The following is a 14,609-nucleotide window of genomic DNA, read 5'->3' as shown; positions in this document are numbered from 1 at the left end:
CGTACGGCGGGCGTACGGCTACGCGTCACCGGCGCGCCGGGCGCGCACCCCGGCCCCGATCGCCCAGCCGACGCCGCCCGCGGCGACCAGCAGCAGCGCCATCTCGGGCAGGATGCCCAGCTTGGTCGCGGGCGTCTCGGAGGTGCGCAGCGGCACCTTCTGGACCAGGTAGGCGGGCACGAACATGCCGGTCTTCTGGGTGATCCGCCCGTCCGGCATGATGATCGCGCTGACGCCGCTGGTCACCGGCACGGTCACGGTCCGGCTGTGTTCGACCGCGCGGATGCGGGACATGGCGAGCTGCTGGTAGGTCATCTCGCTGCGGTCGAAGGTGGCGTTGTTGCTCGGCACGGAGATCATCTCGGCGCCGTGGGTGACGGTGTCCCGCACGTCCCAGTCGAAGGCGGCCTCGTAGCAGGTGGCCAGGCCGACCTTGGTGCCGTCGATGTCGAAGACACCGGGCTTCGTGCCCCGGCTGAAGTCCTGGCGGACCATGCTGGTCCAGTCCTTGTTGATGGCGCCGACCAGTCCGCGCAGCGGGAGGTACTCGCCGAAGGGCTGGATCTGCCGCTTGTCGTAGGTCGCCGTGGGGCCCTTGACCGGGTCCCACAGGATCTGTTCGTTGAGCAGCTTGCCGTCCCGTTCCACGACACCGCCGACCGAGATGGGCACGCCCATCGCCTGGGAGGCCTCGTCGATCACGGCGGCCGCGCTCGCGTCGGCGAACGGGTCGACGTCGGAGGAGTTCTCCGGCCACAGCACGAAGTCGGGCTTGGCGACCTTGCCCGCCTTGACGTCGGCCGCGAGCTTCAGCGTCTCCTTGACGTGGTAGTCGAGCACGGCCTGCCGCTGGGAAGCGAAGTCGAGACCCGCGCGCGGCACGTTGCCCTGGATGACCGCGACGGTCACCGACCCGTTCTCCGCCTTGTCGCTCACCAGCGCCCGCGCGGCGACCGCGCCGGCCACGGGGACGGCCACGCTCAGCAGGGCCACGGCCGCCGCCCCGCGCCGCAGCTCCCGCGTCCGGCGCCCCTCGACGACGAGGCGCCCGGCCTCGTACAGACCGAAGCCGCACAGCACGACCGCGAAGCCGAGCACCGGGGTGCCGCCCAGCGCGGCGAGCGGCAGGAAGACACCGTCCGCCTGGCCGAAGGCGATCTTGCCCCAGGGGAAGCCGCGGAAGGGCACGCGCGCGCGTGCCGCCTCGCCGGCGATCCATATCGCGGCCGCCCACACCGGCCAGGCCGGCAGCTTGGAGACGGCGGCGATACCCACACCGACCAGAGCGATGAAGATCGCCTCGATGGCCACCAGCGCGAGCCACGGCCCGGGGCCGACCTCGACACCGGTCCACACCAGCAGGGGCAGCAGGAAGCCGAGTCCGAAGACATAGCCGAGGCCGAGGGCCGCCTTCCAGCTCCGGCCGCGCAGCACCCAGCCGAAGCCGGCGAAGGCGGGCAGGGCCAGCCACCACAGGGGGCGGGGCGGGAAGCTGACGTACAGCAGCACTCCGCTGAGCGCGGAGGCGGCGGCCGGGACCAGGCGGCGGAGCAGCGCGAGGCCGCGCGCGCGGGGCGTGGGACGCGGTGTGAGCTGGTCCGACTGGTCGACGGAAGTTGCGGTGACGGTCACTCGGGGAGTGTACGGCGGTGGACCTTGCGGCCGACAGCACGGTCTCGGCATGCAGGAACCCCATCGTTCCCGCTCAAGTCGTCCACAAAGCGGTCATCAGCGGTTACGGTGTGCCGAGGCGGGCGGCGGGGCCTGCCACAGGTCGGGGGACCGGGTACGGGGGGCGACGATGGGGTCGACCGGGACGACGTCCGCTGCCGGCACGGAGGCGGACAGCGACAGACGAAACGTTTCTGATGTGGTGGGCGTCGTGGTGCTCGGCGCCTGCGCAGGGTGGCCGCTGATCTCGGCGGCCGGGCGCGACGGGCGGCCCGAGGGCGTGCTGCTCGCGGTGCTCGCGGTGGCCGCGGGCTATGCGGCGGGCCGGATGGCCGGGTCGCTGCTGCCGGTGGCCGCACTGTGCGTCGGCGCGCTGGCCGGGTTCGGACTCGCGGTGGCGATGCCCCAGGTGGCCCCGGGTCCCCAGTTCGCGGATCCGCTCGGCCACGCCGGTGCGGTCGCCGCGCTGCTGGCCCTCGCGACGGGTGGCGTGTGCTGCGCCGCATGGGCGACGCCCGTCCCGGCGCTGCGGTTCGCGCTGCGGACGCTGGCCGCCGGGATCGCGGTGGCCGGGGCGGCCATGGGTTCGGCGGCCGGGTGCGCCGCGAGTGCCGCCGTACTGCTGTGCTCGCTGGCCGCGGGCCGGATGCGCCGCCGGGGCCCGGGCATCGCGGGACTGGCCCTGACGACCGCGCTGGTCACCGGCACGGTCTGGGCGGTGGCCGCGGACGCGCTGCCCGCCGGCCTCGCCTCCGCTCTCGAGGGCCCCCTCGGCTCGCACCGCGTCCAGCTGTGGCGGGACGCCCTGCACCTCGCCCGCCGGAACACCGCCGCCGGCATCGGCCCCGGGCGCTTCGGCGAGCTGAGCGGCGCCGCGTCCGACGCGCTGCTGCCCGACGGCAAACCGCACTCCGCGCCGCTCCAGCAGGCCGCCGAACAGGGTCTGGTCGGCGTTCTCCTGCTGGTCACCGCGTTCTGCTGGCTGCTGTACGCCCTGTGGCGCTCGCCCCGCTCCACACCGGTCGCCCTCACGGCGGGCGCGGCCCTGACGGCACTCGCCGTGATCGCGGCGGCCGGCAACGCGCTGAGCTTCACCACGGTGTCGGTGGGCGCGGGCCTGCTGGCTGGCCTGGCGACGGCCCGACCGTGGGTCGCGGGGGTCCCACGCAATTGATGAGTCGCGGGTGTCCGACGCAGCCGAGTCGCGGATGTCCCGCGCAACAGAGAGGTGTCTTCGCCGCACATGTGGCCGGGCCACACGCCTGCGGTCCGCGTCAGTGGGCCGTGCCCGGGGTGATGGTCCGCAGGCGTTCCCTGATGGCCCGGACCGCCGACTCGGCGTTGTCCACGGTGATCGTGAAGGTGTGGCCGTCCCACAGGCGCAGGACGATGCCCTCGCCACGGCGGACGACGACGGCCGTGCCCTTCTCGGGCCGCCAGCGGTAGCCCCAGCCGCCCCAGTGGCGCGGGGTGATCTGCGGGGTGAAGTCGGCGCCGACCACATGGGAGAGCGGAATACGGCGGCGCGGTACTCCTATGTGTCCGCAGCGGACTTCGAGGCACTCCTTGTCGAGCCTCAGGTCGACGTGCACGAAGGCGAGGGTGCCGAAGAGGACCAGCAGTCCGGCGGCGATGCAGCCCACCACGGACATCACCAGCGGGGCGACGCCGGCGGACCAGGCGGAGTCCACGGCCAGCTCGATGCCGAGCGCCATGCAGGCCGCACCGACCAGCGCCAGCAGCCACTGGACCCGGTTCGTCGCGCGCCCGGTCCAGACGTCCGGGTGCGGGGCGTCCTCGTCCGGGGAGCGGTCGTGGGGATGGTCCCTCATGTCTACGAGATTACTCAGGTTTCGCTGCGCGGGTACCGCGTCGCGGAGGGTGACTGCTCACATCGGTGGAATCCCCGGCCCCGGAGGGTTCACTGGGACGCGGCGGGAGTGACCGCGCGCAGCAGCCGGCCCTCGGCGTAGGTCAGCGCGGCCTCGGGCAGCTCGCCCTCCCGGCCGTTGAGCAGCACGGTCACCGTGCCGGTGGCCGGTGCCTCGGGAGCGGGCCGGGCGCCGATCCGGCGCAGCGCCTGGGCGGCCACCGCTCCGGCGGAGCCGTGCAGCGCGAGGGGGGCGGCGCCGGGGCGCTGCACGGCGGCGCGGATGCGTTCCGCCAGGAACTCGTAGTGGGTGCAGCCCAGCACGACGGTCGTGACCTCGTCCGGCGTGAGCGCGGCCGCCGCGCTGACCGCGGTGTCGATGGCCGCCCGGTCGGCGTGCTCCACGGCCTCGGCGAGACCCCAACAGGGCACCTCGGTGACCGGCACACCGCCCGCGAAGTCCTTGATGAGGCCGCGCTGGTACGCGCTGCCCGTGGTGGCGGGGGTCGCCCAGATCGCGACATGGCCGCCGCCGGCCGCGGCCGGCTTGATGGCCGGGACCGTGCCGATGACCGGGATCCCGGGCTCCAGACTGGCGCGCAGCGCGGGCAGCGAGTGCACGGTCGCCGTGTTGCAGCCGACGATCAGCGCGTCGGGACGGCGGGCGGCCGCGGCCTCGGCGACGGCCAGGGCGCGCTCGGTGACCCCCTCCGGGGTGCGCGGCCCCCAGGGCATGCCCTCGGGGTCGAAGGAGAGGACGAGATCCGCGTCGGGGCGCAGCCGCCGTACCGCTGCGGCGGCCGCCAGCAGGCCGATTCCGGAGTCGATGAGCGCGATCTTCACCCGGCCACGATAGACGATGGGCCCTTGGGGACCGGCCCCGTGGGGCAGACTGCGCGGGTGAGCGCCATCGCGTGGACCGCCGCCGTATCCCTCGCCGCCTGGCTGTGGCTGCTGCTCTGCCAGGGCTTCTTCTGGCGCACCGACGTCCGGCTGCCGCCCCGGCGGGATCCCGGGGAGTGGCCGGACGTGTGCGTGGTGGTCCCGGCCCGGGACGAGGCCGCCGTACTGCCCCTGAGTCTGCCGTCGCTGCTGGCGCAGGACTATCCGGGGCGCGCCGAGGTGTTCCTGGTCGACGACGGCAGTACGGACGGCACCGGGGAACTGGCCCGGGAACTGGCCGCGCGCCACGGCGGGCTGCCGCTGACCGTGGACTCTCCCGGTGAGCCGCCGGCGGGCTGGACGGGCAAGCTGTGGGCGGTCCGGCACGGCATCGCCCTGGCACGCGCGCGTGAGCCCGAGTTCCTGCTGCTGACGGACGCGGACATCGCGCACGAGCCGGACAGTCTGCGGCTGCTGGTGGCGGCGGCGCGCACCGGGGACTTCGACGTGGTCTCGCAGATGGCCCGGCTGCGGGTGGAGAGTCTCTGGGAACGGCTCGTGGTGCCCGCCTTCGTCTACTTCTTCGCCCAGCTGTATCCGTTCCGCCGGATCGGCCGGAAGGGCTCGCGGACGGCGGCAGCGGCGGGCGGCTGCGTCCTGCTGCGCGCGGCCGCGGCGGACCGGGCGCGGATCCCGGACGCGATCCGGCACGCGGTGATCGACGACGTGGCGCTGGCCCGCGCGGTGAAGGGTTCCGGCGGCCACATCTGGCTGGGGCTGGCCGACCGGGTGGACAGCGTGCGTCCGTATCCACGGCTGCACGACCTGTGGCGGATGGTCTCCCGCAGCGCGTACGCGCAGCTGCGGCACAACCCGCTGCTGCTCCTCGGTACGGTGGCCGGTCTCGCGCTGGTGTACCTGGTGCCCCCGGCCGCGGTGCTGGCGGGCGCGGTCGACGGCAGCGCGGCGACGGCGCTCGCCGGGGCGGCGGCCTGGCTGGTGATGGCCGCGACCTACGTGCCGATGCTCCGTTACTACCGGCAGCCGCTGTGGCTCGCGCCGCTGCTGCCGTTCACGGCGTTCCTCTATCTCCTGATGACGGTGGACTCGGCGGTGCAGCACTACCGGGGGCGCGGCGCGGCTTGGAAGGGCCGTACGTACGCGCGCCCCGGCACGGTCGCCGACGAGGGGTGACCGCCGGCCGCGGTCACTTGCGGCCGGGCGTCCAGTTCATGCCCCATCCGTAGACGCGGTCGACGGTCCGCTGCGGGCTCACCCCGCGCTCCGGCACCAGATAGCGCGCCTCGCGCTGGACCACGAGGTCGCCGCCGGTGTTGGTGAGCAGGGCGAGCGCGCACACGGTCGAGGGGACCGTGCACTCGTCCAGGGAGAAGTCGATCGGGGCGCCGTGCTGCGGCTGGAGGGTGACCGTGGCGTGCAGGTCGGCGAAGGACGAGGCGCCCTGGTAGATCGTCACGAAGACCAGGATGCGCCGGAAGTCCTGTTTGTGATCGAGATTGACGGTGAGGTTCTCCCCGCTGGACACGGCACCCGTGCGGTCGTCGCCGTCGAGATGGATGTACGGGGGCCGGTTCACGGAGCCGAAGGCGTTGCCCAGCGCCTGGACGACGCCCTTGCGGCCGTCGGCGAGTTCGTACAGGGCGCACAGGTCGAGGTCGAGGTCGGACCCGCCGCGCCGGCCGCCCCAGCCCGGGAGCTGTTTGCGGACCTGCCAGTTGAGGTTGACCCGCAGGGTCCCCGAGGTGCCGCCCTGTTTGGCCAGCGAGACGGAGGGCGCCGCCTTGGTGAGCGTCACCTTGGACAGCCGCACCGGTGCGCCCTGCGGGGGCGGCGGCGGGACGGGCAGGCCCGCCGAGGTGGGCGCCGTGTGCTGCGGGAAGGGGAGAGCACCGGCCGGCGGCGGAGGCGGAGGGACCGGGGCCGGTGCGGGCGCCCGGGGGACGGCGGGGGGCGGGGCGGCCGCGGCCGGCGGGACGGTGCGCGGCACGGGCGGCGGTGCCTGGTGCTGCGGCTCGTCCACCGTGATCCCGAAGTCGGTGGCGAGCCCTTCGAGCCCGCTGCTGTAGCCCTGTCCCACGGCACGGAATTTCCAGCCGCCCTGGCGCCGGTACAACTCACCGAGCACGAAAGCGGTTTCCACCGTGGCGCCGGTGCTGTCGAACCGGGCGACGACCTTTCCGTCCGCCCCGTCCCGGACCTCGATATAGAGGTCGGGAACCTGCCCGAACGTTCCGCCGTCGGCGGAGGCCGCGAGGACGATCTTCTCGATCGGGGTCTCCACGCGCGCGAGGTCGACGAAAAGGGTGTCGGTGACCCGGTCGCCGGACCGCCGCTTGCCCTCGTGCCGGACCGCGCCCGAGGCGTGTGCGGGCTGGTTGTAGAAGACGAAGTCGCCGTCGGAGCGCACCCTGCCGGCGACCAGGAGCAGCGCCGAGGCGTCCGCGTCGGGGATCCCCGGCCCTGAGCGCCAGCCCAATTCCACGCGCAGCGCCGTGGTCGGCACCGGCGTATTCGATCCTTTCGGCATTGACATGTCCGCCCCCATCATGTGTCGGCATGCCGGGCGCGCCCCGGCGGTCCCAGATCATCCCTACCCGCACAACCTATTCCCGGGGACAGCGAACACCCACGAGCGGCACAGGAAGACCCCTGGCCAACTGCCGGTAACCCGGGTGGAACTCGGCCTTTACACGATCAGAACGCTGATTGCCGTCCTTTTTTGCCGAGTTCGCTCGGATTGGGGATCCGGCGTCACTGCCGACACGGAAAACAACCCTCTTATCGGTCTCCCCAACCAGCACATCGTGGGCTTAACTTATGTGCCATGACCTCCCCCCGCTCCACCTATGGCGGCGGCTACTACTCCGCCTCCTTCCCGGACACCCCGATCTACGACTCGCTCGTGGCCGAGCGGGGCACCCCGCAGATCGCCCCGATCCGGGTCCCTCCCGCCTACGACACGCCGAGCAGCCTGAACCTGCCCGCGCTGCCGTCGGCGCTGCCCGCGCTCCCCGCGGGTCCATCCCAGCCGGCCCCCGGCTACGGCTACCCCCAGCAGATGCAGCAGCCCGCACCGCTGCAGCAGGCGCCCTCGGCGTACATCCCCCAGCAGGCGACGGGCCCGCGCGGCTACCCCGCGCAGCAGCCGCAGCCGCCCCGTCCCATGATGGGCGGCACGGGTTACGAGGCGATGCGTCCGGCGGCTCCGCGTCCCGCGCAGGCGGCTCCGTACCAGGACCCGTACAACAACCAGCAACAGCAGCAGTACCGCGGCTACTGATCGGCGGCGCCCCTGGATGTCCGTGCGGCCTGGCACGATGGCGTCATGGGGCTTGCCGAACTGCAGTCGATCCACGTTCACCCGGTCAAGGCGCTCCGGGGGTTCTCGCCCCGGGAGGCCGTCGTGGAGCCCTGGGGGCTGGCCGGTGACCGACGCTGGGTTCTGATCGACGACGGGGGAAAGGTCGTCACCCAGCGTGAACAGCCGCGCCTCGCGCGGGCCGCCGCCGAGCCGCTGCCCGGGGGCGGCGTAAGCCTGTCCGCGCCCGGTCGCGCGCCGCTGGCGGTGCCGGTCCCGCACCCGGCGGCCACCGTGCCGGTGGACATCTTCGGCACGAAGGTGGAAGCGGTCCTGGCGGCGGAGTCCGCGCACTCGTGGTGCACCGACTATCTGCGGACCGACGTCCGCCTCGCGTACATGGACGATCCCGCCGTCCGCCGCCCGATCGACCCGGACCACGCGCTGCCGGGCGAGACCGTGAGCTTCGCCGACGGCTATCCGTTGCTGCTCACCACACAGGGCTCGCTCGACGCCCTCAACTCTCTCGTCGCGCTCGGTGATCACGCCGACGAGGGGCCCCTGCCCATGAACCGTTTCCGGCCGAACGTGGTCGTGCGGGGCACCGACGCCTGGGCCGAGGACGACTGGACGCGCATCGCCGTCGGCGAAGTCGAGTTCCGGGTGGCGAAGATGTGCGGGCGGTGCGTCGTGACCACGACCGACCAGACCACCGCCGAGCGCGGCCGGGAGCCGCTGCGGACCCTGGCCCGGCACCGCAGATTCGGCAACCGCCTGGTCTTCGGCCAGAACCTGGTCCCCTGCTCCCGGGGCACCATCCGGGTCGGCGACCCGGTACACGTCCTCGCCTGAGCCGCCCCGGACCGACCGCCACCGCCGCCCGAACCAATTCCGCCCGGACCACCTCCGCCCGAACCGCGACCGCCACCCGAACCACCTCCCCCGGATCCGCCTCCGTCCGCTCCGCCTCGGCCCTGGCCGTCCGTCCCCGCCCGAGCGGTCTCCCTCCCCGGCCCGCCGCCTCCGCCCGGCCGGGCGATCTCCGTCTCCCGGTGGGAACCCAAGCCCGCGGCCCGGTCGTTGGGGGTGGTGAGAAGTTCATGAAAGTCCCGGCCGGGGGTGATTTCGCTCTCTCTTCGGTCGGGGTCGCGGGTGAACGGCCCGGGCGGGGGTTATCACGGAGCGGGAAGGGGGTGGTGGACGGTGCGAGAGATCCGCGGCCTGTGGCGCTGGCGGCGCAATCCGCTGCGCCGTGCGACGGACCTGGCCGAGGCCTGGGTCGCCCTGGCGGCACTGCTGCTGATCGTGGTGGCCGCGCCCGTGCTCGGCTCGCTCGTGGGCGCCGCCGCCGAGGACGCCCTGCAGCGGTCGGTCCGGCAGCAGCACCACGACCGGCATCTGGTCACGGCGACGGTCGTCCGAAAGCTGGGCAGCTCCCTGGTGGAGCCCGACCCGGACGCCACCAGCGCCCACGACACCCGCAGCCGCGTCCTCGCCGACTGGACCGCGCCGGACGGCACGCGGCAGCACGGCCCGGTGCTCACCGTCCTCAAGTCCCCGCACAAGGGCGACCACTTCGGCGTCTGGACGGACCTGCACGGCACCGTGACGGCCCGTCCGCTGGACTCCGCGACGGCGACGACACACGCCGTGCTGGCCGGGTTCGGCGCGGCCCTGCTCACGGCGGGGCTGGTCGAGGGCGGCAGACGGATGATCGTCTGGCGTATGGTCCGTCGCAGATACGCGCGGTGGGACCAGGCCTGGGACCGAGCGGGTCCGGACTGGGGCAAGGCCGGCACCGGCAGCTGACACCTTTCCGCCTCTGGTCGTTCCACCACCTCGGCGCACGCTACGGTGGACCGGCCGAAGTGCATTCGGTATCGACCCGCGCGAGCGATCCGTACGACGAGGTGGGGGCACGGCAACGCCATGGCACAGGGCACGGTCCAGGTGACGCACACCGGCACATCGCGGTGGCGGCGCCGCACGGGTGAGTACGCGTCGCTCGCCGCCGCCCTGGAGGCCGCCGCGGACGGTGACGTCCTCACGGTCGCCCCCGGCACCTACCGGGAGAACCTCGTCGTCCAGCGCGCGGTGACGCTGCGCGGGCCCGAGGGTTCGCCCGGCTCGGTGCGGATCGCGCCCGCGGACGGGGTGCCGCTGACCGTGCGGGCCTCCGCCGTCGTACAGGACCTGCATGTCGAGGGCCAGGACGCGGCCGCGCCCGCGCTGCTCGTCGAGGAGGGCACGCCGGAGCTGCTGGACGTGCGGATCGTCACCCGGTCCGCGGCCGGCATCGAGGTGCGCGGCGGCGCACGGCCGACCGTGCGCCGGTGCACCGTGGACAACCCGGCCGGTATCGGGATCGCCGTACTCGACGGCGGTGGCGGGGTGTTCGAGGAGTGCGAGGTCGTGGCGGCCGGTCAGGCGGGCGTGGCGGTGCGCGGCGGCGGCCGTCCGCGCCTGGAGCGCTGCCGGGTGCACCACGCCTCGGGCACGGGCCTGACCGCGACCGGGGAGAACTCCTCGCTGGAAGCGGTGGGTTGCGAGATCTACGAGGTGCGGGGCTCCGGTGTGCAGGTCACCGCGCGGGCCACGGCGCACCTCACCGACTGCGATGTGCACCGCACCACCGCCGACGGGGTCACCCTCGACACCGACGCGGTGCTCACCCTGGCCGACTGCCGGATCCACGACATCCCGGAGAACGCGGTCGACCTGCGCTCGCGTTCGGTGCTGACGCTGACCCGCACGACGGTGCGTCAGTTCGGGCGCAACGGCCTGTCGGTGTGGGACCCGGGCACCCGGGTGGACGCCAACCAGTGCGAGATCTTCGACAGCACCGGCGACTACCCTGCGGTCTGGGTGAGCGACGGCGCCACCGCCGTCCTGGAGTCCTGCCGGGTGCACGACGTGCCGGACGCGCTGTTCGTGCTGGACCGTGGCTCGCGCGCGGACGTCGTCGACAGCGACCTCTCCCAGGTGCGCAACACGGCGGTGTCGGTGAGCGACGGGGCGACCGCACAGCTCGACGACTGCCGGATCCGGGACGCGGCCACCGGCGCCTGGTTCCGCGACCACGGCAGTGGCGGCACCCTCAACAACTGCACGGTGGACGGCACCCAGACCGGAGTGATCGTCACCAAGGGCGCCGACCCCACCATCGAGCGCTGCACGGTGGACTCCCCAGCGGAGGCGGGTTTCTACGTCTCGGCGGGCGGCCGGGGCTCCTTCCTGAACTGCCGGGTCACCGGCAGCGCGGGCTACGGCTTCCATGTGATCGACGGCAGCCGTTCGACGCTGCGCAAGTGCCGCACGGAGCGCTGCGCGCGCGGGGGCTACGAGTTCGCGGACGGCGGCCCGGGCACCGGCCCGGTGGTGGAGGACTGCACCAGCGACGAGAGCGGCAGCCTGCGCCAGCCCGCGGCGCCCGAGCCGGCCGTGCAGACCGCGCACCAGTCCCCCGGCCTGCTGGGCGCGATCCCCGGCCAGCGCACCACCGAGCAGGAACCCCTCCTCAACCCGGACGCGCCCGAGGAGCCGGCCCGCACCTCCACGGCCGTCCTCGGTGAACTCGACGCGCTGGTCGGTCTGGACAGCGTCAAGCGCGAGGTCCGTGCGCTGACCGACATGATCGAGGTCGGGCGGCGCCGCCAGCAGGCCGGTCTGAAGGCCGCCTCGGTCAAGCGGCACCTGGTGTTCACGGGCTCCCCGGGCACCGGCAAGACGACCGTCGCCCGGCTCTACGGCGAGATCCTCGCCTCCCTCGGAGTGCTGGAGAAGGGGCACCTGGTCGAGGTGTCGCGGGTCGACCTGGTCGGCGAGCACATCGGCTCCACGGCGATCCGCACCCAGGAGGCCTTCCAACGGGCGCTCGGCGGTGTGCTGTTCATCGACGAGGCGTACGCGCTGTCCCCGGAGGACGCCGGCCGTGACTTCGGCAAGGAGGCCATCGACACGCTGGTGAAGCTGATGGAGGACCACCGGGACTCGGTGGTGGTGATCGTCGCGGGCTACACCGAGGAGATGGAGCGCTTCCTTTCGGTCAACCCCGGTGTGGCGTCCCGTTTCTCCCGGACCATCACCTTCACCGACTACGGCCCGGACGAACTGCTGAGGATCGTGGAGCAGCAGGCCGACGAGCACGAGTACCGGCTGGCGCCGGGCGCGTCCGAGGGCCTGGTGAAGTACTTCACGGCGATCCCGAAGGGCCCCGCGTTCGGCAACGGCCGTACCGCCCGGCAGACCTTCGAGGCGATGGTCGAGCGGCATGCGAGCCGGGTCGCCCAGCTCGCCGACCCGACCACCGACGACCTCACCCTGCTCTACGCCGAGGACCTCCCGGAACTGGCCTGATCAGTCCGCTCGGTGCAGTGGCCGGGCGGCCGGCCGCTGTCCGGGCAGGTCCGGCCGCAGCCGGGCCAGCAGCCGTTCCCGTTCCTCGGCGAAGGCCGGGTCCGCCTGGTAGTCGGAGTGGCCCAGGATCGGGGCGGGCAGCGGGTGCCCCGGCGTACGGCCGTAGGCGAGCGGGTCCTTCAGCGGCATGTGGTCCACCTCGGGGCCGTCGCCGTCCGGGATGCGCACCGGTCCGCCGATGGGGTCGGTGAGCCGGTAGAGGTTGCGCCAGCAGGCGACCTCGCGGTGCAGGGAGCCGAGTTCGGCCGGGCCGAAGTGCGCGGGGAACCAGCGGCCGTACAGCCGCTCCAGCGGGGAGCCGTACGTCAGCAGGGCGACCCGGCTGCGCACGGACGGGGTCAGCTGCCAGGCCGCGGCGGCCGCGAGGACGCTGCCCTGGGAGTGGCCGGAGATGACCAGCCGGCCGCCGGTACGGCGGGTCCAGGTGTCCATCCGCCAGGTCAGGTCGGGCACCGCGCGCTCGGCGTAGCAGGGCGGGGCGAAGGGGTGGGCGGCGCGCGGCCAGAAGGTGCCGACGTCCCAGAGGATGCCGATGGTGCGCCGCGCGGAGGCGTCCTTGTAGGCGCGCCGGCCCCAGGTGACGAACAGGATGAAGCCGAGCCCGACCAGCCAGGAGCCGAGCGCCTGCGAGGCCTCGGCCGTGCCGTGCACGAGGGCGTACGTCCCGTCGGCGGCCGCGTCCGGCGTCTTCCCGGTGGCCAGCGCGCCCACCAGCGCCCCGGCCCCCAGTACCAGCGTGGCGGCGCACAGCACGGTCACGACGAGCGGCGTCCGGTCGGTGAGGACGGCCATGGCCCGGACCCGGGCGATACGACGGGTGCGTGCCGTGTCCTCCGGCTCCCCGCGGTGGTCGAGGTCGACGGCCACCCGCTCGATACGGCCGAGCCGCGAGGTGCGCCAGGAGAGCCAGGCGACCGCGCCGAGCAGCACCACGAGGACGGGCGGGATCACCGACGCCTGCCAGGTCAGCAGCACCGGTGGCCCGGCGAGGGAGGTTCCGGTGCCGTCCAGCCAGTCGGAGACCCGCTGGGCGACCCCGCCCGAGATCACCCCGCCCAGCGCGCAGGCCAGCAGCGCGACCGCGGGGCCGCCGAGCCCGCGCATCGCGGCGCGCGGATCGGGGAGCCGGCGGTGCAGGTCGTGGGCGACGACGCAGAGGACGATCACCAGCACGCCCTGGGCCAGGGCCAGGCCGCCGAAGGTCGTGTCCCCGGCGAGCCGCCCCACGGAGTGCCAGCCCGGCCGGGACCAGCCGGCGTACAGCGCGACGAGCAGCAGCAGGGCGAGGGCGCCGAGCGGCAGGCGTCGTACCAGACGGCGGTCGAGTTCCTGGTCGAGGAGGTTCTCGCTGCGGCCCCGGCGGCAGACCACCCACACCGCGGCGGCGGCCCCGGCGACGAGCGCACCGGTCAGCACCCGGCCGCACGTGTCGAGGACGGCGGGTCCGCCGGTCCGGCGGTCGAAGGAGGCCGCCGGGGCGAGGATCGCGGCGGCGACGGTGAGCAGGCCAGCGGCGGTGTGGGCGGCCCGCAGCCGGGCGACCAGCCGCCGCCCGTACCAGAAGCCGGGGCTGCCGAGGGAGGTGTGGCCGGGCTCGGGGTCGACGGCCATCGGCCGGGTGGACTCGTACGCGCTCCAGGTGCGGTGCGACAGGTACCAGAGCAGGCCGGTCAGGGCGGTGGGCACCAGCGCGGCCAGGGCGAGCCGGCGGCCGGGGGCGCTCCACCAGCCGCCGGAGCCGGTGGGCGAGAGGAAACCGAGCCAGGAGTGGCGGGCGGCGCAGGCGGCCGTCCCCGCGCACTGCCACGCCGCGAGGTCGAGGGCGACCTCGCAGGCCGCCGCGACCAGCAGCACGGTCAGGGTGAGCCCGGCGAGCCGGACCAGCAGGCCGTAGAAGCGTACGGTCCGCGGCCGGTCCTGGGCGGCGGGGCGCATCCAGTGGGCGAGGTTGACCACCATGAACGGCAGAAGCAGCAGCCACAGGGCGCGCGAGGCGTTGCCGGAGGTCAGGTTGCACCAGACGTACGCCTCGGGCACCGGCCGGTCGCGGTAGTCGCCGGGCCGCGCCTCGGCATCGACGTCCTCGGCGCGCCGGAAGACCGCGGCCGTGTCGTCACCGGTGATCCGGACCGTCCGCGCGTCGTCGAGCATCTTCTCGGGCGTGGTGCCACCGACTCCGTGGACCAGCAGTTCCAGGTCGATCTCCGACCCGGCGGTCCGCCCGGCCGGACCGGCCTTCTCGACGGCGGGCCGCTCGACCGGGTCGGGAGGCGTCTCGGTGGGCCGCTCCGCCGGGCCCGGCCCCGTGGCCGGCTCCGTGGTGGTGGTTGTGGGTCGGTCGGCGGGGTCGCCGAAGGTACGTTCCTGCGCGCGTTCCACTCTTTTCGCACTTCCCCCGTGACGCACCGATGGTCTCTGTCCGTGCGGGTTTCAGGATCGCCGATTTCGATG

General features: G+C 73.9%; 11 protein-coding genes. 6 read left to right on the top strand and 5 right to left on the bottom strand.

Going from position 1 to position 14,609, the window contains the following annotated elements:
* Positions 1-18: 18 nt before the first annotated feature.
* A complete protein-coding gene (gene lnt / locus ACGFZS_RS33425; RefSeq protein ID WP_393798219.1) occupies positions 19-1,632 on the bottom strand; it encodes an apolipoprotein N-acyltransferase in 1,614 nt (537 codons plus the stop codon).
* Between the two features lie 169 nt (positions 1,633-1,801).
* On the opposite strand from lnt, the gene ACGFZS_RS33420 reads away from it, so the two are divergent.
* Positions 1,802-2,845, top strand: a complete 1,044-nt coding sequence (locus ACGFZS_RS33420; protein WP_393798218.1) for an O-antigen ligase family protein — start codon at positions 1,802-1,804, stop codon at positions 2,843-2,845.
* 100 nt (positions 2,846-2,945) lie between these two features.
* Here the strand turns inward: ACGFZS_RS33420 and ACGFZS_RS33415 are convergent, their stop codons facing one another.
* Both ACGFZS_RS33415 and ACGFZS_RS33410 read right to left on the bottom strand, forming a co-directional pair.
* A complete protein-coding gene (locus tag ACGFZS_RS33415; protein ID WP_390983555.1) occupies positions 2,946-3,503 on the bottom strand; it encodes a hypothetical protein in 558 nt (185 codons plus the stop codon).
* Positions 3,504-3,592: 89 nt separating this feature from the next.
* Positions 3,593-4,384, bottom strand: a complete 792-nt coding sequence (locus ACGFZS_RS33410) for a glutamate racemase (protein ID WP_393798217.1) — start codon at positions 4,382-4,384, stop codon at positions 3,593-3,595.
* Positions 4,385-4,441: 57 nt separating this feature from the next.
* On the opposite strand from ACGFZS_RS33410, the gene ACGFZS_RS33405 reads away from it, so the two are divergent.
* Positions 4,442-5,617 (top strand): glycosyltransferase, encoded by a 1,176-nt coding sequence (locus ACGFZS_RS33405; protein WP_393798216.1) that lies wholly within the window; start codon positions 4,442-4,444, stop codon positions 5,615-5,617.
* Between the two features lie 13 nt (positions 5,618-5,630).
* Here ACGFZS_RS33405 and ACGFZS_RS33400 read toward each other — a convergent pair whose 3' ends face one another.
* Complete coding sequence (locus ACGFZS_RS33400; protein WP_393798215.1) at positions 5,631-6,989, bottom strand: TerD family protein; 1,359 nt, start codon at positions 6,987-6,989, stop codon at positions 5,631-5,633.
* Between the two features lie 279 nt (positions 6,990-7,268).
* Here ACGFZS_RS33400 and ACGFZS_RS33395 point away from each other — a divergent pair, with 279 nt between their 5' ends.
* The 4 genes from ACGFZS_RS33395 (at position 7,269) to ACGFZS_RS33380 (ending at position 12,098) form a co-directional block, all read left to right on the top strand.
* Complete coding sequence (locus ACGFZS_RS33395; RefSeq protein ID WP_365689199.1) at positions 7,269-7,724, top strand: DUF6643 family protein; 456 nt, start codon at positions 7,269-7,271, stop codon at positions 7,722-7,724.
* A 45-nt stretch (positions 7,725-7,769) separates the two neighbouring features.
* The gene (locus ACGFZS_RS33390) at positions 7,770-8,594 is read left to right on the top strand and encodes an MOSC domain-containing protein (RefSeq protein ID WP_393798214.1); all 825 of its coding nucleotides are present in this window, start codon (positions 7,770-7,772) and stop codon (positions 8,592-8,594) included.
* Between the two features lie 351 nt (positions 8,595-8,945).
* Positions 8,946-9,551: a hypothetical protein gene (locus tag ACGFZS_RS33385; protein WP_393657923.1), complete on the top strand. Its 606-nt coding sequence runs from the start codon at positions 8,946-8,948 to the stop codon at positions 9,549-9,551.
* A gap of 120 nt (positions 9,552-9,671) precedes the next feature.
* The gene (locus ACGFZS_RS33380; RefSeq protein ID WP_393798213.1) at positions 9,672-12,098 is read left to right on the top strand and encodes a right-handed parallel beta-helix repeat-containing protein; all 2,427 of its coding nucleotides are present in this window, start codon (positions 9,672-9,674) and stop codon (positions 12,096-12,098) included.
* On the opposite strand, the gene ACGFZS_RS33375 is transcribed toward ACGFZS_RS33380, so the two are convergent.
* Positions 12,099-14,360 (bottom strand): hypothetical protein, encoded by a 2,262-nt coding sequence (locus tag ACGFZS_RS33375; RefSeq protein ID WP_393798361.1) that lies wholly within the window; start codon positions 14,358-14,360, stop codon positions 12,099-12,101. It abuts the gene before it with no gap.
* Between the last annotated feature and the right edge of the window lie 249 nt (positions 14,361-14,609).

Source organism: Streptomyces sp. NPDC048288, assembly GCF_043201555.1.
Taxonomy (GTDB): Bacteria; Actinomycetota; Actinomycetes; order Streptomycetales; family Streptomycetaceae; genus Streptomyces.
The sequence above is the reverse complement of the archived record's forward strand: the minus strand, read 5'-3'. Positions and strand labels throughout refer to the sequence as shown.